The 17,216-nt window shown below is 60.3% G+C and carries 17 protein-coding genes and 1 pseudogene; 7 read left to right on the top strand and 11 right to left on the bottom strand.

Annotated elements, in window-relative coordinates; all coding sequences use genetic code 11:
* Nucleotides 1-42 precede the first annotated feature (42 nt).
* The 7 genes from pip (at nucleotide 43) to ACYZT9_RS02570 (ending at nucleotide 8,917) form a co-directional block, all read left to right on the top strand.
* A complete protein-coding gene (gene pip, locus ACYZT9_RS02540; RefSeq protein WP_462008416.1) occupies nucleotides 43-1,014 on the top strand; it encodes a prolyl aminopeptidase in 972 nt (323 codons plus the stop codon).
* The gene (dtd, locus tag ACYZT9_RS02545; RefSeq protein WP_462008417.1) at nucleotides 1,011-1,448 is read left to right on the top strand and encodes a D-aminoacyl-tRNA deacylase; all 438 of its coding nucleotides are present in this window, start codon (nucleotides 1,011-1,013) and stop codon (nucleotides 1,446-1,448) included. The genes pip and dtd overlap by 4 nt, the downstream gene beginning before the upstream one ends.
* A 276-nt stretch (nucleotides 1,449-1,724) precedes the next feature.
* Nucleotides 1,725-3,539: a glucan biosynthesis protein G gene (locus ACYZT9_RS02550; protein ID WP_462008418.1), complete on the top strand. Its 1,815-nt coding sequence runs from the start codon at nucleotides 1,725-1,727 to the stop codon at nucleotides 3,537-3,539.
* Nucleotides 3,532-6,102: a glucans biosynthesis glucosyltransferase MdoH gene (gene mdoH / locus ACYZT9_RS02555; RefSeq protein WP_462008419.1), complete on the top strand. Its 2,571-nt coding sequence runs from the start codon at nucleotides 3,532-3,534 to the stop codon at nucleotides 6,100-6,102. Before ACYZT9_RS02550 ends, mdoH begins: the two co-directional genes overlap by 8 nt.
* 195 nt (nucleotides 6,103-6,297) lie before the next feature.
* Complete coding sequence (locus ACYZT9_RS02560; protein ID WP_462008420.1) at nucleotides 6,298-7,095, top strand: transporter substrate-binding domain-containing protein; 798 nt, start codon at nucleotides 6,298-6,300, stop codon at nucleotides 7,093-7,095.
* Nucleotides 7,096-7,230: 135 nt separating this feature from the next.
* A complete protein-coding gene (locus ACYZT9_RS02565; protein ID WP_462008421.1) occupies nucleotides 7,231-8,190 on the top strand; it encodes an amino acid ABC transporter permease in 960 nt (319 codons plus the stop codon).
* Complete coding sequence (locus ACYZT9_RS02570) at nucleotides 8,183-8,917, top strand: amino acid ABC transporter ATP-binding protein (protein WP_462008422.1); 735 nt, start codon at nucleotides 8,183-8,185, stop codon at nucleotides 8,915-8,917. The genes ACYZT9_RS02565 and ACYZT9_RS02570 overlap by 8 nt, the downstream gene beginning before the upstream one ends.
* 140 nt (nucleotides 8,918-9,057) lie before the next feature.
* Here ACYZT9_RS02570 and ACYZT9_RS02575 read toward each other — a convergent pair whose 3' ends face one another.
* The 11 genes and pseudogenes from ACYZT9_RS02575 to ubiE form a co-directional block, all read right to left on the bottom strand.
* Nucleotides 9,058-9,930 carry a methyl-accepting chemotaxis protein gene (locus ACYZT9_RS02575; RefSeq protein WP_462010142.1) on the bottom strand — a complete coding sequence of 291 codons (873 nt, stop codon included), beginning with the start codon at nucleotides 9,928-9,930 and terminating at the stop codon, nucleotides 9,058-9,060.
* A pseudogene (locus ACYZT9_RS02580) lies at nucleotides 9,916-10,974 on the bottom strand (methyl-accepting chemotaxis protein); the annotation flags it as partial. The pseudogene ACYZT9_RS02580 and the gene ACYZT9_RS02575, both read right to left, overlap by 15 nt.
* A 137-nt stretch (nucleotides 10,975-11,111) precedes the next feature.
* A complete protein-coding gene (locus tag ACYZT9_RS02585; protein ID WP_462008423.1) occupies nucleotides 11,112-11,819 on the bottom strand; it encodes a 16S rRNA (uracil(1498)-N(3))-methyltransferase in 708 nt (235 codons plus the stop codon).
* The gene (gene tatC / locus ACYZT9_RS02590) at nucleotides 11,816-12,610 is read right to left on the bottom strand and encodes a twin-arginine translocase subunit TatC (protein ID WP_462008424.1); all 795 of its coding nucleotides are present in this window, start codon (nucleotides 12,608-12,610) and stop codon (nucleotides 11,816-11,818) included. The genes ACYZT9_RS02585 and tatC overlap by 4 nt, the downstream gene beginning before the upstream one ends.
* Nucleotides 12,607-13,050, bottom strand: coding sequence for a Sec-independent protein translocase protein TatB (gene tatB / locus ACYZT9_RS02595; protein WP_462008425.1), 444 nt, complete (start codon nucleotides 13,048-13,050; stop codon nucleotides 12,607-12,609). Before tatB ends, tatC begins: the two co-directional genes overlap by 4 nt.
* A 10-nt stretch (nucleotides 13,051-13,060) precedes the next feature.
* Nucleotides 13,061-13,339, bottom strand: coding sequence for a twin-arginine translocase TatA/TatE family subunit (locus tag ACYZT9_RS02600; RefSeq protein ID WP_462008426.1), 279 nt, complete (start codon nucleotides 13,337-13,339; stop codon nucleotides 13,061-13,063).
* 25 nt (nucleotides 13,340-13,364) lie between these two features.
* Nucleotides 13,365-13,697, bottom strand: coding sequence for a phosphoribosyl-ATP diphosphatase (locus tag ACYZT9_RS02605; protein ID WP_008047820.1), 333 nt, complete (start codon nucleotides 13,695-13,697; stop codon nucleotides 13,365-13,367).
* Nucleotides 13,690-14,091, bottom strand: coding sequence for a phosphoribosyl-AMP cyclohydrolase (hisI, locus tag ACYZT9_RS02610; protein WP_007899278.1), 402 nt, complete (start codon nucleotides 14,089-14,091; stop codon nucleotides 13,690-13,692). Before hisI ends, ACYZT9_RS02605 begins: the two co-directional genes overlap by 8 nt.
* A gap of 81 nt (nucleotides 14,092-14,172) precedes the next feature.
* Nucleotides 14,173-15,777 (bottom strand): ubiquinone biosynthesis regulatory protein kinase UbiB, encoded by a 1,605-nt coding sequence (gene ubiB, locus ACYZT9_RS02615; RefSeq protein ID WP_462008427.1) that lies wholly within the window; start codon nucleotides 15,775-15,777, stop codon nucleotides 14,173-14,175.
* Nucleotides 15,774-16,397 carry a ubiquinone biosynthesis accessory factor UbiJ gene (locus tag ACYZT9_RS02620; RefSeq protein ID WP_462008428.1) on the bottom strand — a complete coding sequence of 208 codons (624 nt, stop codon included), beginning with the start codon at nucleotides 16,395-16,397 and terminating at the stop codon, nucleotides 15,774-15,776. Before ACYZT9_RS02620 ends, ubiB begins: the two co-directional genes overlap by 4 nt.
* Nucleotides 16,397-17,167: a bifunctional demethylmenaquinone methyltransferase/2-methoxy-6-polyprenyl-1,4-benzoquinol methylase UbiE gene (gene ubiE, locus ACYZT9_RS02625; RefSeq protein ID WP_007948968.1), complete on the bottom strand. Its 771-nt coding sequence runs from the start codon at nucleotides 17,165-17,167 to the stop codon at nucleotides 16,397-16,399. Before ubiE ends, ACYZT9_RS02620 begins: the two co-directional genes overlap by 1 nt.
* Nucleotides 17,168-17,216 lie beyond the last annotated feature (49 nt).

Consider the following 17,216-nt stretch of genomic DNA (forward strand, 5'->3'; position numbering starts at 1 on the left):
AAGTCCCCCCAGGGATGACCTCGACCCCTTACGGAGCGCGCAATGCAGACTTTGTACCCGCAGATCAAACCCCACGCCCGGCACGATCTGGCCGTCGATGAAACCCACACCCTGTATGTTGACGAAAGCGGTTCACCGGAAGGTTTGCCGGTGGTGTTCATCCACGGCGGCCCCGGCGCCGGGTGTGATGCACAGAGTCGCTGTTTTTTTGATCCGAACCTGTATCGCATCGTCACCTTCGACCAGCGCGGTTGCGGTCGCTCCACCCCCCACGCCAGCCTGGAAAACAACACCACCTGGGATCTGGTTGCCGACCTCGAGCGGATTCGCCAACACCTGGGCATCGACAAATGGGTGCTGTTCGGCGGTTCGTGGGGCTCGACCCTCGCGCTGGCCTACGCGCAAACCCACCCGGAGCGTGTGCACGGTCTGATTCTGCGCGGGATTTTTCTCTGCCGTCCGCAGGAAATCGAATGGTTCTATCAGGCGGGCGCCAGCCGTCTGTTCCCCGATTACTGGCAGGACTACATCGCGCCGATCCCGCAGGATGAGCGCGAAGACCTGCTCAGCGCGTTCCACAAGCGCCTGACCGGTAACGACCAGATTGCCCAGATGCACGCGGCCAAGGCCTGGTCCACCTGGGAAGGCCGGACGGCGACCTTGCGCCCGAACCCGCTGGTGGTCGATCGTTTCTCCGAGCCACAACGCGCGTTGTCGATTGCCCGCATTGAATGTCATTACTTCACCCACAATGCGTTCCTGGAGCCGAACCAGCTGATCCGCGACATGGGCAAGATCGCCCATTTGCCAGGCGTGATCGTCCACGGTCGCTATGACGTGATCTGCCCGCTGGATAACGCTTGGGAATTGCATCAGAACTGGCCGAACAGTGAATTGCAGGTCATCCGTGACGCCGGGCATGCCGCTTCCGAGCCGGGCATTACCGATGCACTGGTGCGCGCCGCCAATCAGATGGCCCGGCGCTTGCTCGACCTGTCCCCTGAAGAAGCATGAAGGGCCTGTTGCAACGCGTGCGTGGCGCGCGAGTCGAGGTAGCGGGGGAGGTGGTCGGTGCAGTCGATCAGGGGTTGCTGGTGTTGGTAGCGGTCGAGCCCGAGGATACTCGGGCCAACGCCGACAAACTTCTGCATAAGCTGCTTAACTATCGTGTATTCAGTGACGCCGAGGGCAAGATGAATCTGTCCTTGGCGGATGTCGGTGGCGGGTTGCTGCTGGTCTCTCAGTTCACCCTGGCCGCCGACACCAGAAGCGGGTTGCGCCCGGGTTTTTCGACCGCTGCCCCTCCGGCGCTGGGCGAGGAGCTTTTCGACTATCTATTAGAGAAAGCGAAACACGTGCATGGCACTGTGGCATCAGGTAGATTCGGCGCGGATATGCAGGTGCACCTGGTAAATGATGGCCCGGTAACCTTCCTGTTACAGACTTGAAAGCGCTTGAAACAACTTTTTAAGGGCTTTTCGACTGAAAACAGGGGTTTTTCGCGATAAATACTTTGTTACGCCTGATGCGTTGTAACGCAGGCTACTAGATAATCGCGCGCTACGGGGATCAGCGTTCGTTGGTCCATTTTGACTTAGGTAGAGACTTGTCCTGAACCTGGTGGGGAATCATTTAGCCCCACAGGAGTCGGAACAATGCTCGCCAACCTGGCATATAGATAGCTGGCCGTTGGTTTTTTGATCTGTTTTCGGCGAGGGTTGCTCGTGATTGTTAGTCCCTGTATTGCACCAAAATTGTTTGCCAAACGGTTACGAAGCGCTCTGGTAGCGGGCTCTGCACTGCTCTGCCTGCTCAGCGCCGGCCAGCTTTGGGCATTCAGTCTGGATGACGTGTCGGCCAAGGCAAAAGAGCTGGCCGGGCAGAAATACGAAGCCCCGCGCAGTAACCTGCCGAACGAATTCCGTGAAATGAAATTTGCGGACTATCAGAAAATTCGCTTCCGCACCGAGAAAGCGGAGTGGGCTGATCAAAAAACCCCATTCAAGCTGTCGTTCTATCACCAGGGTATGCACTTCGATACGCCGGTGAAAATCAACGAAATCACGGCCAACACCGTCGAAGAGATCAAGTACGACGCCAGTCGTTTCGATTTCGGCGATGTGAAGTTCGATCCTAAAGCCACCGAACAGCTGGGTTATGCCGGCTTCCGTGTGCTGTACCCGATCAACAAGGCCGACAAGCAAGACGAAATCATGACCATGCTCGGCGCGAGTTACTTCCGCGTTATCGGCAAGGGGCACACTTATGGCTTGTCCGCTCGCGGCATGGCCATCGATACCGCGTTGCCGTCCGGCGAAGAATTCCCGCGTTTCACCGAGTTCTGGATTCAACAGCCGAAACCGGGTGACAAGCACCTCGTGATTTTCGCCCTGCTGGATTCGCCACGCGCCACCGGTGCCTATCGCCTGACTCTGCGCCCCGGCAGCGACACTGTTGTCGACGTCAAGGCCCAGATGTTCCTGCGTGACAAGGTCACCAAGCTCGGCGTTGCGCCGCTGACCAGCATGTTCCTGTTTGGCGCGAACCAGCCTTCCAAAGTGTTGAACTACCGTCGCGAACTGCATGACTCCAGCGGTCTGTCGATCCATGCCGGCAACGGCGAGTGGATCTGGCGCCCGCTGAACAACCCGAAACACCTGGCGGTGAGCAACTTCTCGATCGAGAACCCGCGCGGTTTCGGTTTGCTGCAACGTGGCCGTGACTTCAGTCACTACGAAGACCTCGACGACCGCTACGACAAGCGCCCGAGTGCCTGGATCGAGCCGAAAGGCGATTGGGGCAAGGGTTCTGTGGACCTGGTTGAAATTCCGACTGCCGATGAAACCAACGACAACATCGTTGCGTTCTGGAGCCCGGAAAAACTGCCAGAGCCTGGCCAGCCGCTGGAATTCGGCTACCGCATGCACTGGACCATCGACGAAGCCGCGCTTCACGCGCCGGACAGCGCTTGGGTCCAACAGACCCTGCGTTCCACGGGTGACGTCAAACAGTCCAACCTGATCCGCCAGCCGGACGGCAGCGTTGCCTACCTGGTGGACTTCGAAGGCCCGTCCCTGGCGGCCTTGTCCCCGGACGCGGACGTTCGCAGCCAGGTCAGCGTTGGCGACAACGCCGAGCTGGTCGAAAACAGCGTGCGTTACAACCCTGAAACCAAAGGCTGGCGCCTGACCCTGCGGATGAAGATCAAGGATCCGGGCAAGTCCACCGAGATGCGTGCAGCACTGGTTCAGAACATCGTGCATGCTGATCTCGCCAAATCTTCGGTTCCAGCGTCCAATTCTTCTGTCGCCAAGGCTGACAAGGTTGCTGCCAGACAAGCGGAGAAAGCGGACAAGGAAGCGAAGGCCGCCGAGGCCAAGCAGGCCGAAGTCAAGCCAGCCGTAGAGGCCAAGGACACGGACAACAAAGACGCCAAGCAGCCTGCTGCTGCGGACGCGGCCCCAGCCACACCGGAATCGGCACCGACTGAAGAAGTCCTGACCGAGACCTGGAGCTACCAGTTGCCTGCCGATGAGTAATTCTCAAGTTCAGCCAGAGACGCTTGCCGAGTATCTGGCGCATTTACCGATGACCGACGAGCAGCGCGCGGAACTCGCGGGCTGCCAGTCCTTCAGCGAGCTGCACCAGCGCCTGTCGTCCTCGACGTTCGACGCACCGACCGAGGCTGCTCAAGCCTCGGTTGGACGTCGTTTGACCCTGAACACTGCGCAAGAGCTGGAAGAAGCGGAAATGCTGGTGCTCGACGCCAGCGGTCGGGTTTGCCTCAAGGCAACTCCGCCGATCCGCCGTACCAAAGTCGTGCCCGAGCCGTGGCGCACCAACATTCTGGTGCGTGGCTGGCGGCGTCTGACCGGTCGCACCAATCCGCCGGCCCCGCCGAAGGATGAGAACGTGCTGCCGGCGGCGCGCTGGCGCACTGTAGGTTCGATCCGCCGTTACATCTTGCTGGTACTGATGCTCGGTCAGACCATCGTCGCCGGCTGGTACATGAAAGGCATCATGCCGTATCAGGGCTGGTCGTTCGTCGACCTGAACGAAGTCCTGCATCAACCCGTGATGCAAACCGTCACGCAGGTGCTGCCCTATGCGCTGCAAACCAGCATCCTGATTCTGTTCGGGATTCTGTTCTGCTGGGTGTCGGCCGGTTTCTGGACGGCGTTGATGGGCTTCCTCGAATTGCTCACCGGTCACGACAAATACCGCATCTCCGGTAAAAGTGCCGGCAACGAGCCGATCGCCAAGGACGCGCGCACCGCACTGGTGATGCCGATCTGTAACGAAGACGTGCCCCGGGTATTCGCCGGTTTGCGCGCGACGTTCGAGTCGGTTGCGGCCACGGGTGACCTGGATCGCTTTGACTTTTTCGTCCTCAGCGACAGTAACGATGCCGATATCTGTGTTGCCGAGCAACAGGCCTGGCTGGACGTCTGCCGCGAAGCCAAGGGCTTTGGCAAGATTTTCTATCGCCGCCGTCGCCGTCGGGTAAAACGCAAAAGCGGCAACCTCGACGACTTCTGCCGTCGCTGGGGTGGTGACTACAAGTATATGGTCGTGCTTGACGCTGACTCGGTGATGAGTGGCGACTGCCTGACCAGTCTGGTGCGCCTGATGGAAGCCACGCCGGACGCCGGGATCATCCAGACCGCGCCGCGTGCCTCGGGCATGGACACGCTGTATGCCCGCATGCAGCAGTTTGCGACCCGTGTGTACGGTCCGCTGTTTACCGCCGGTCTGCACTTCTGGCAACTGGGCGAATCCCACTACTGGGGCCACAACGCGATCATTCGCATGAAGCCGTTCATCGAGCATTGCGCCCTGGCGCCGTTGCCGGGTAAAGGCGCGTTCGCCGGTGCGATCCTGTCCCACGACTTCGTTGAAGCCGCACTGATGCGCCGTGCCGGTTGGGGCGTCTGGATTGCCTACGACTTGCCGGGCAGCTACGAAGAACTGCCGCCTAACCTGCTGGACGAACTCAAGCGTGACCGTCGCTGGTGCCACGGTAACCTGATGAACTTCCGCCTGTTCCTGGTCAAGGGCATGCACCCCGTTCACCGCGCGGTATTCCTGACTGGCGTGATGTCTTACCTGTCGGCACCTTTGTGGTTCTTCTTCCTCGTGCTGTCGACGGCGCTGCTGGCGGTCAACACGCTGATGGAGCCGCAGTACTTCCTCGAACCCCGTCAGCTCTATCCGCTGTGGCCTCAATGGCACCCGGACAAGGCCATCGCGTTGTTCTCGACCACCATCGTGCTGCTGTTCCTGCCGAAGTTGTTGAGCATCATCCTGATCTGGGCCAAGGGCGCGAAAGAGTTCGGCGGCAAGTTCAAGGTGACCCTGTCGATGCTGCTGGAGATGCTGTTCTCCGTGCTGCTGGCGCCGGTGCGGATGATTTTCCACACCCGTTTCGTGCTCGCCGCGTTCCTCGGCTGGGCCGCGACCTGGAACTCGCCACAGCGTGACGACGACTCCACGCCATGGAGCGAAGCGGTCAAGCGCCACGGTCCGCAAACCCTGTTGGGTTTCTTTTGGGCCCTGCTGGTGATCTGGCTGAACCCGAGCTTCCTCTGGTGGCTGGTGCCGATTGTCGGTTCGTTGATGCTGTCGATTCCGGTGTCGGTGATCTCCAGCCGCGTTGGCTTGGGCCTGAAGTCCCGTGACGAAAGCCTGTTCCTGATCCCTGAGGAATACAATCCGCCACAAGCGTTACTGTCGACTGACCAGTACACCCACGAAAACCGTTATCACGCGCTGAAAGACGGTTTCATCCGTTCGGTGGTCGATCCACAGCAGAACGCCTTGGCGTGCTCGCTGGCGACTTCGCGTCACCGTGATGCCGAGCCGATCGAGTGGCTGCGGGTCGAACGGGTACGCCATGCCATGAAAGTCGGGCCTGACGGTCTGACCAACAATGAGCGTGTGCAACTGTTGAGCGATCCGGTGGCACTGGCTCGTCTGCATGAGCAGATCTGGAACGAAAGTCACCCCGCGTGGCTTGAAGCGTGGCGCAAATCGGTGAAGTCCGATCCCCATGCTCCGCTGCTGCCACTCAAGCCAGTGAGTGCGCAACCGCAGTTGGCCTGATAAAAAAATGCCCCGCCCGATTGAGCGGGGCTTTTTTTTGCCTGAACGTCGCCAAACCCTTGTGCAAACGAGCGAGTGCGTTAGCATCCGTCCCCGAATTGGTGCGCCCGGATAATTTTTGTCCGCAGCGGTGCGTTCCCTGAGGGGAGCCGCCGTTTGCGCGCCTCATAACGCAATGGGTTTGGGGACATGATGATGAAGAAGTATCTCTCGATGCTGCTGGTCGGCGTCACGGCATTGGTTGCAGTCAGCGCGGCGCAGGCCGGTGCCATTGATGATGCGGTCAAGCGCGGCACGCTGAAAGTCGGCATGGATCCGACCTACATGCCGTTCGAGATGACCAACAAGCGCGGCGAGATCATCGGCTTCGAAGTCGACATCCTCAAAGCCATGGCCAAGGCCATGGGCGTCAAACTGGAGCTGGTGTCCACCGGCTACGACGGCATTATCCCGGCCCTGCTCACCGACAAATTCGACATGATCGGTAGCGGCATGACCCTGACCCAGGAGCGCAACCTGCGCCTGAACTTCAGCGAACCGTTCATCGTTGTCGGCCAGACCCTGCTGATCCGCAAGGAGCTGGAAGGCACCATCAAGTCCTACAAAGACCTGAACACCGCCGACTACCGCATCACCTCCAAGCTTGGCACCACCGGCGAAATGGTCGCCAAAAAGCTGATCTCCAAAGCCAAGTACCACGGCTACGACAACGAGCAGGAAGCCGTGCTCGATGTGGTCAACGGCAAGGCCGACGCCTTCATCTATGACGCGCCTTACAACGTTGTAGCTCTGAACAAGGTCGGCAATGGCAAACTGGTGTTCCTCGACAAGCCGTTTACCTACGAGCCGCTGGCCTTCGGTCTGAAGAAAGGTGACTACGACAGCATCAATTTCATCAACAACTTCCTGCACCAGATCCGCGAAGACGGCACCTACGATCGCATCCATGACAAGTGGTTCAAAGACACTGCCTGGCTGAAGGATATGGAATAAGGCTCGGTCAAATAGACCGCGTCGCCCCATTCGCGAGCAAGCCCGCTCCCACAGGAATACGCATTCCAATGTGGGAGCGGGCTTGCTCGCGAAGGCGGCCTCCCTGGCTACACATATTCCGGAACTTGCTGAAAGATGAAACAGAAAAAAGCCCAATGGCCCTGGCACGTTTTGACCGTGCTGGTACTGATCGGCCTGGCCGGCGCGTTGTATTACGCCACCTCGCTGATGTCCTACGAGTGGCGCTGGAACCGCGTGCCGCAGTACTTTGCCTACCACGCCGAAGAATCCCAACGCGCCGCCGACATCTCCACCGTCAGCGAGCTGGTGCGCAAGGGCGACAAGGCTGAAGTCACCCTGCGCAACGACGCGGGTGACGAGCAGCACCTGACCGTCGACGGCAACAGCCTGCAAGTCGCCCAGGGCGATGATGTGGCCGAAGGTGACGTGATTGGCGTGACTCGCCACTGGGCTGCCGGGCCGCTGATGTGGGGTCTTTGGACCACTTTGTGGCTGTCCGTGGTGTCTGGCGTGCTGGGTTTACTGATCGGCTTGACCACCGGCCTGTGCCGTCTGTCGAACAACCCGACCCTGCGCGACCTGTCGACGATTTACGTCGAACTGGTGCGCGGTACACCCTTGCTGGTACAGATTTTCATTTTCTACTTCTTCATCGGCACCGTGATGAACCTGTCGAGGGAATTCGCCGGGATCGCGGCCCTGTCGTTGTTCACGGGAGCGTATGTCGCGGAGATCATCCGCTCGGGTGTTCAGTCAATCGCTCGTGGTCAGAACGAAGCCGCGCGTTCCCTTGGCTTGAGCGCGGGGCAGTCGATGCGCCACGTGGTGCTGCCACAAGCTTTCAAACGCGTGCTGCCGCCGCTCGCCGGGCAATTCATCAGCCTGGTCAAGGACACCTCGCTGGTGTCGGTGATCGCGATTACCGAGCTGCTGAAAAGCGGTCGCGAAGTCATCACCACCTCGTTTTCGCCGTTCGAAATCCTGTTCTGCGTGGCCGGCCTGTATTTGTTGATCAACCTGCCGCTGTCGAAAATCGCCAGCCGGCTTGAGCGGAGGCTCGCGCAAAGTGATTGAAGTCCGCGATCTGGTAAAAGTTTTCGACACCCGCGGCCAGGTAGTGCGCGCGGTGGATAACGTCTCCACCCAAGTGGCGAAAGGCGAAGTGCTGGTGGTGATCGGCCCGTCCGGTTCCGGCAAGTCGACCTTCCTGCGTTGCCTTAATGGCCTGGAAGAATTCGATTCAGGCTCGGTGAGCATCGACGGTCTGCAACTGGCCGACCCGAAAACCGATGTGAATGCCTACCGCCGCGAAGTCGGTATGGTGTTCCAGCATTTCAACCTGTTCCCGCACATGACCGTGCTGGAAAACCTGTGCCTCGCCCAAAAGGTCGTGCGCAAGCGCGGCAAGAAGGAGCGTGAAACCAAGGCGTTGGCACTGCTGGAGAAGGTCGGTATTGCGCAGAAGGCCAACGAGTACCCGTCGCGCCTGTCCGGCGGTCAGCAACAACGCGTGGCGATTGCCCGGGCGCTGGCCATGGAGCCCAAGGTCATGCTGTTCGATGAGCCGACTTCGGCGCTCGACCCGGAAATGGTCGGCGAAGTGCTGGACGTGATGAAAACCCTGGCCGTGGAAGGCATGACCATGGTCTGCGTCACCCATGAAATGGGCTTTGCGCGGGAAGTGGCGGATCGGGTGCTGTTCTTCGATCACGGCAAATTGCTGGAAGACGCCTCGCCGTCCGCGTTCTTCGATGCGCCGAAGGATCCGCGGGCGCAGGCGTTCTTGCGGCAGGTTCTCTAACGGCGGCGGCTGTTAAGCCGCCATCGCGAGCAAGCTCGCTCCCACATTGGATTTGTGATCGACACACATCCCCTGTGGGAGCGAGCTTGCTCGCGATGGCCTCACCTCGGTCTCATGTGAACCGAGTCACTCGCACCACCTCAAACTTTGAACCTGCTCACCAGCATCTGCAAATGCGTCCCCAACCGCGCCAGCTCAATGCTGGACGCCGCCGTCTCTTCACTGGCTGCCGAGGTCTGCTCGGACACATCGCGCACGTTCAGCACGCTGCGGTTGATTTCTTCAGCCACCGCGCTCTGCTGTTCGGCTGCTGCGGCGATCTGCTGGTTCATCGACTGGATGGCCGACACTGTGCGAGTGATGCTTTCCAGCGAGCTTCCGGCACGGCGGGTCAGTTCGACGCTGCTGTCGGTCAAGGTGCGGCTGTTGTCCATGATGGTCGCGACTTGCTGGGTGCCACTTTGCAGGCCGACGATCAGCTCTTCGATTTCTTCGGTGGATTTCTGGGTGCGCTGGGCCAAGCTGCGGACTTCATCGGCGACCACTGCAAATCCACGCCCGGCCTCACCGGCGCGGGCGGCTTCAATTGCCGCGTTGAGCGCCAGCAGGTTGGTTTGCTGGGCGACGGATTTGATCACGTCGAGCACGCTGCCGATCTTGTCGCTTTCGCGTTTCAGGTGACCCATGGCCTCGGTTGAGTTACCGACTTCCTTGGCCAGGCGTTCGATTTGAGCGATGGCTTCGCCGACCACCTTGTCACCTTCGCGGGCCTGCTGGTCGGCGGCCACTGCCGCTTCAGAGGCTTCTTCGGCGTTGCGCGCGACTTCCTGCACGGTGGCGGTCATTTCGTTCATCGCGGTCGCCACCTGATCGGTCTCGACCTTCTGGCTGTTGACCCCGGCGCTGGTCTGCTCGGTCACGGCGGACAGTTCTTCAGCGGCACTGGCAATTTGTGTGACGCCGTCGCTGATGCCGCCGATCAATTCGCGCAGGCCCAAGGTCATGCGCTGCATGGAGCGTTGGAGTTGACCGAGTTCGTCCTGGCGTTCGGAAACGAGGTTCTGGGTCAAGTCGCCAGCGGCAATGCGCTCGGCCACTTTTAGTGTCTGGCTCAACGGAATGACGATCTGCCGAGTGATGGCCCACGCCGCAAACAAGCCAAAAACCAGCGCCAGGGCGGTGGCCAGCAACAGCATGTTCCTGGCGCGTGCGGCGTCGGTATCACGCACGATGGTTTGCGAGACGGTGAGTTTTTTGCTGACGTCGAGCAGGATGTCACCTTGCGTCGCCATGCGTTTAAGTGCGGCGGCGGTCGCAACCTGTGAGTCACGGAACTGGCTGACGGCGGCCCGATAGGCCTTCAGCGATTCGCTGGCTTGTTGCAGGATGGCCGTGTGCTGTTGCGGCAGTTTCGATGGCAGGGTGTCGAGGCTGGTCAAGGCGTTGGCGATGGCGTCCAGCGCCGGTTGTTCAGCGTCGGCCTTGCCACTGTAGGTGTATCCGCGAACCTGATAACGGGCTTGCTGAAGCAACTTGCTGACCTCAACCACGCTGTTGAAATCGGTAACGTTGTCACCTTGCAGCATGGCCTTCTGGACGTCGGTCACGCGCGCCACGGCGTTATCTGCATTGGCGCCGAGTTTGCTGCGAGCATCCTCGCGGTTGGCGCCGGCCTGGGTCATGGCGGCGAAGGCTTGCTTGTATTCACTGATGGCGGCCAGTTGCTGGTCGACCATGGCTGCGTCGGCAGGCTGCTCGATCAGCGTGCGCGCGGTTTTCAAACCGGTGTCGAGTTGGCCAAGCAGGTCGTTGACGGCGCCCGGACCTTGTTCGCCACGCCGCATTTCGTAGTCCAGGCGAGCCAAGCGCAAATCTTTGGTCAGGTCATTGAGGCTGGCAATGAACCCCAGCTTGTCGCCGCGATTGACTACGTCTCGCAGGCCTGTCCAGCCTGTAAACGTGGTCAACAGCGTCAGGAGCAGCACCAGACCGAAGCCGACACCCAGTTTGCGATTGACGCTGACGTTCCCCAGTTTCTCGGCTAGCCATCGGTACATGCTGCAACTCCCACGGACCACAAGTTGGTTTTATAGAAGATGTATCGGCTGGCGGGCTGCAATCTGTAGGCGCTGTCCTGATGTTTGTACGAATAATGACCTGCGAGTCGACTCGACCCAATGGAATGGCGGCGTGTTTAGAAGAGGCGTGCGAGCAACGCAGTGACGGCCGTCTCGACGCGCAGGATACGCTCGCCGAGCTGCACCGGTTGCAGGCCGGACTTGCCCAGCAGGTCGATTTCGTAGGGGATCCAGCCGCCTTCCGGGCCGATGGCCAAGGTAACCGGTTCGTCCAGGCCGCGGGGGCAGGGCGAGTAATTGCCGGGATGACCGACCAGGCCGAGGGTGCCCTCGGTGATCGCGGGCAGTCGATCTTCGACGAACGGTTTGAAACGCTTTTCGATGACGATGTCAGGCAACACACTGTCTCGGGCCTGTTCGAGGCCGAGGATCAGTTGTTCGCGAATGGCTTCGGGATCGAGAAACGGTGTCTGCCAGAAGCTCTTCTCGACGCGGTAGCTGTTGACCAGCACGATTCGTGGCACACCCATGGCTGCCACGGTCTGAAACACCCGGCGCAGCATTTTGGGTCGCGGAAGGGCCAATATCAGCGTCAGCGGCAACTTGGCGGGTGGCGGCTGGTCGAGGGTGACGCGCAGTTCGGCTTCATCGGCGTCCAGGCGCAGCACCTCAGCCGAACCCATCAGGCCGCCGATACGCCCGACGCGCAGGCTGTCACCTACTTCACAGCGGTGAACTTCCTGCATGTGCGTCAACCGGCGATCGCGCAGGATCACCCGGTCGGACGCAATGAAATCGGCCTCTTCGAGGAGCAGCAGGTTCACGGCTGGGTTGCTGGCGGCTGGTCGTTGTGATCGTCGACCGGTTGGTCGTCCGGGTGTTCGCCACGCTTGCTGATCAGGCCGCCGAAAAGGATGCCGATCTCGAAGAGCAGCCACATCGGTACGGCCAACAGCGTCTGCGAAAAGATGTCCGGTGGCGTCAGGATCATGCCGACCACGAAGCAGCCGATGATCACGTACGGGCGGATTTTCTTCAGGTATCTGACGTCGACCACGCCGATCCACACCAGCAGCACGACGGCCACCGGAATTTCGAACGCCACGCCGAAGGCGAAGAACAGCGTCATGACGAAATCGAGGTAACTGCTGATGTCGGTCATCATCTCCACGCCAGCCGGGGTAGCGGCGGCGAAGAATTTGAAGATCAGCGGGAACACCAGGTAATAGGCGAATGCCATGCCGGCGTAGAACAGCATGATGCTCGATACCAGCAAGGGCACCGCGATTCGTTTTTCATGCTTGTACAGGCCCGGCGCGATGAAACCCCAGATCTGATGCAGGATGACCGGGATCGCCAGGAACAGCGACACCATCATGGTCAGCTTCAGCGGTGTCAGGAAGGGTGACGACACGTCGGTGGCGATCATCGTCGCGCCGACCGGCAGGTACTGGCGCAACGGTGTGGAGACGAAGGTGTAGATCTGCTGGGTGAAGGCGAACAACCCGGCGAAGATAATGAAAGTCGCCGCTACGCAGCGCAGCAGGCGGGTGCGCAACTCGGTGAGGTGCGAAACCAGCGGCATGTGCTGGTCATTTTCAGGAAGATCGCTCATGGTGCTCGCGGCGCCAGTGTTGGGTCATGAGGGGCCGGCGCAACAGGCGCAGCCGCAGGCGTGGCAGGTTCAACCGGTGGCGCTGCAACGACGGGCGCAGGCTCTGTGGCCGCAGGTGCAGGCACGGCGACAGGAGCATGAATCGTCTGCTCCACCACCGGCTCAACCGGCTGAACCGGTGTGGCTTCCTGCTGGGTCGGCGTGAAGATCTTCCGCGCCTCCTGTTCCAGCGACAGAATGTGCTCGTTGTGCAGTTGCCGACGAATCTCGTCGGCACCGATTTCACGTTCAACTTCCTGTTTGATCGCGTTGAAGCTGCGCTTCAGACGCCCGACCCACAGGCCGGCGGTACGCGCAGCACCCGGCAGACGCTCGGGGCCCAGCACCAGCAGGGCTACGAGGCCGACGAGCAGCAGTTCAGAGAAGCTGATACCAAACATTAGTCAGTGCTCACACGTCTTTGCGGATCGGCTCTTCGACTTTCTGCGCCTGCACGTCGATGGTGTGCGGCTGGTTCACGGACTGTGTGGTCTGTGGCTGAACCGGTGGCGCCGGTTGGGCCGGAGTTACGGTCGGGTCAACGGTTTTGTCTTCATCATTCATGGCTTTGCGAAAGCCCTTGATCGACTCGCCCACGTCGGTGCCGAGGTTTTTCAGTTTCTTGGTGCCGAACACCAGTACGACAACAACCAGGATGACGATCCAGTGTTTCCAGTCAAAAATGCCCATGTTGCTGCTCCTCTTTAATAATTGTTCAGGCGGACGGGCGCGAGGCTTTCTCGGCGTGTCCGGACAGACCGAAACGACGGTCCAGTTCATCGAGTACAGCCTGTGGATGCTGCCCCAGTTGGGCGAGCATGACCATGCTGTGGAACCAAAGATCGGCGGTCTCGTAGATCACATCGCTGCAGTCACCGCTGATGGCGGCGTCCTTGGCGGCAATGATGGTTTCGACCGACTCTTCGCCGACTTTTTCCAGAATCTTGTTCAAGCCCTTGTGGTACAGGCTGGCGACATACGAGCTGTCGGCGGCGGCGCCTTTGCGCTCTTCCAGCACCTCGGCCAGACGGGTCAACGTGTCACTCATGGGTATGTCCTGCGGAGTAGATGGCGTGCGGGTCTTTCAGGACCGGGTCGACGGTTTTCCAGTCGCCGTTTTCGAAGACGCGGTAGAAGCAGCTCTGCCGACCGGTATGGCAGGCGATGTCGCCGATCTGCTCGACCATCAGGATGATCACGTCAGCGTCGCAGTCCAGGCGCATCTCATGCAAGGTCTGCACGTGGCCGGACTCTTCACCCTTGCGCCACAGCTTGCCACGGGAACGTGACCAGTAAATGGCGCGGTTTTCGGCAGCGGTCAGTTCCAGCGCTTCGCGGTTCATCCAGGCCATCATCAGGACACGCCCGGTCTTGTGATCCTGGGCAATCGCCGGCACCAGGCCATCGGCGTCCCACTTGATCTCGTCCAGCCAGTTTTTCATCTTCGACTCCGACAACGGGTTCCACACTTCATGAGTAGAACCCAAGCGTTGAAACAGTGTGCCAGTGCGCAACACAACTGGCTATCGGCGAACGACCAGATACAAACCCACGGCTACCATGATTCCGGCCGGCCAGTAAGCCAGTTCGTTCAGCGGCCCGCCTGCGGCGAGTATTGCGCCGCCGGCCAGATGGGCGGTGCCGAGCAGCCGCAGAAACCAGTCGTCCCGGCGTCGATGCCACGGTGGCGGCGGGTCGTAGGCGTGAGGCTGGGACATGCGTTCGAGCAAATCGCGGGCCATATTGGCCAGGTGCGGTAGCTGCTCGAACTGGCTCTGCACGTTGCCCAGCAATACTTTGGGGCTGACGCGTTCGCGCATCCAGCGTTCGAGGAACGGCTGGGCGGTGTTCCACAGATCGAGGTCCGGGTACAACTGACGGCCCAGGCCTTCGATGTTCAACAAGGTTTTTTGCAGCAGCACCAGCTGCGGCTGCACTTCCATGTTGAACCGTCGGGCGGTCTGGAACAGGCGCATCAGCACCTGGCCGAAGGAAATATCTTTTAACGGTTTTTCGAAGATCGGCTCGCACACGGTGCGAATCGCCGCCTCGAATTCGTTGAGTTTGGTTTCCGCCGGCACCCAGCCCGAATCGATGTGCAATTGCGCCACACGACGGTAATCACGCTTGAAGAACGCGAACAGGTTGCGCGCCAGATAATCCTGGTCTTCCGGGGTCAGGCTGCCGACGATGCCGCAGTCGATCGCAATGTACTGCGGGCTCCACGGGTTGACGGTGCTGACGAAGATGTTGCCCGGGTGCATGTCGGCGTGAAAGAAACTGTCGCGGAACACTTGGGTGAAGAAGATTTCCACCCCGCGTTCGGCGAGCATTTTCATGTCGGTGCGTTGATCGGCGAGGGTCGCCAGATCGGTCACCTGAATCCCGTAGATGCGCTCCATCACCAGCACTTTCGGCCGGCACCAGTCCCAGTAGACTTGCGGCACGTACAGCAGCGGCGAGCCGTCGAAGTTGCGCTTCAACTGGCTGGCGTTGGCCGCCTCGCGCAGCAGGTCGAGTTCGTCGTAAATGGTTTTTTCGTAGTCCTGCACCACGTCCACCGGGTGCAGCAGACGCGCGTCTGCGGACAGTCTTTCCGCGGTGCGGGCGAGGATGAACAGCCACGCCAAGTCCTGCGCGATGATCGGCTTGAGGCCGGGGCGGATCACTTTGACCACGACTTCTTCGCCGGTTTTCAGCTGCGCGGCATGCACCTGCGCCACCGAAGCGGAGGCCAGCGGTTCGACGTCGAAACGGCTGAACACTTCACTGATCTTTTTGCCGAGCTGTTCTTCGATAAGCTTGACCGACACTTGCGAATCGAACGGTGGCACACGGTCCTGCAGCTTCATCAGCTCATCGGCGATGTCTTCCGGCAGCAGGTCGCGGCGGGTGGACAGGATCTGTCCGAACTTGATGAAAATCGGCCCAAGGTCCTGCAGCGCCAGGCGCAATCGTGCGCCACGGCTCAGGTCCAGCGGCTTGCGCGGGAACCAGCGCCACGGCAAGGCGTAGCGCAGCGCCAGCAGGAACCACGGCAGCGGCAGGGCGAACAGCAGGTCATCGAGGCGATAGCGAATCACAACGCGCTGGATGCGCAACAAACGGCGGACGGCAAGCAGCTTCATGCGTTATCGCTTGGGTCGAGGGATCGGGAAAGGCGCTCGAATCGCGCCTCGAGACGTTCCAGATCGAGTTTGATCTGGTCCAGTTCACTGAAACGGGCTTCGGCTTCGCGCTGACCGACAAGGGTGCGCGATTCTTCGGCCAGGTATTCGCCCAGGTTCTGATTGAGGCTGGCGAACCCTTGCTGATACCAGCGTGTGCGACTGCGCAGGTGACCGCCAACCAGTTGCGTGGCGACCGGGCCGAGCCAGCGCGAAAGTTCGTACTCCCAGTCCAGCTCCAGGTCCTGAAGGATCGCCGCCAGTTCCAGCAGCACACCGCTGTCGCCGTCGAGCTCAACTTCAGGGTCATGCAGAACCGAAGTCTTGTCCTTGCTCATCGCCAATCTCAACAGGCTTGAGGCCGGTGCGCGCAAGGTGCAGTCGGCGCCGGTTTCCCATTGGGAAGCGAGCATCAAGCCTTCATCGCTGGGCAGGATGAACAGTTGCAGCGCCGGTCTGCGGCAATCGACGGCGATCACCTTGCCGCTCAAATGCGCCAGCCGCGGCAGCGCCGTGCTGTCGAGACGCAGCACCCGGTTCAGACCGAGTTCAACGCTGGCGAGCAGTCCGGCCAGCAACATCAGGGTTTGATGCCGCGGTGCAAGGCGACGATGCCTGCGGTCATGTTGTGATAGGTCACGCGGTCGAAACCGGCCTCGACCATCATCGACTTCAGGGTTTCCTGATTCGGGTGCATGCGGATCGATTCGGCCAGGTAGCGATAGCTTTCCGAGTCGTTGGTGATCAGCTTGCCCATCAACGGCATGAAGGCGAACGAGTAGGCGTCGTAAGCCTTGGACATCAGCGCGTTGGTCGGCTTGGAGAATTCCAGTACCAGCAGGCGACCGCCCGGTTTCAGCACGCGCAGCATCGAGCGCAGGGCGTCTTCCTTGTGTGTCACGTTGCGCAGGCCGAAGGCGATGGTCACGCAGTCGAAATGGTTGTCCGGGAATGGCAGCTTTTCAGCATCGGCCTGGACGAATTCGACGTTGCCGGCCACACCCAGATCCAGCAGGCGGTCGCGACCGACCTTGAGCATGGATTCGTTGATGTCGGCCAACACCACCTGGCCCGTCGGGCCCACGAGGTGCGAGAATTTTTTGGTCAGATCGCCGGTGCCACCGGCAATGTCCAGCACGCGGTTGCCGGTGCGCACGCCAGACAGCTCGATTGCGAAACGCTTCCACAGCCGGTGCATACCGCCCGACAGGAGGTCGTTCATCAAGTCGTACTTGGCGGCTACCGAGTGGAAAACTTCAGCGACTTTTTCCGCTTTTTGGCTTTCCGGAACGTTTTTGAAACCGAAGTGAGTGGTGGGTTCGGCATCGCTGCCTTTGCGCTGATCAGTCATATCGCTGTCACCAGAAGAGAATGCGGGACATTCTAATCCCGGTGGCCTG

The sequence above is a fragment of the Pseudomonas sp. ZT5P21 genome (assembly GCF_054897785.1).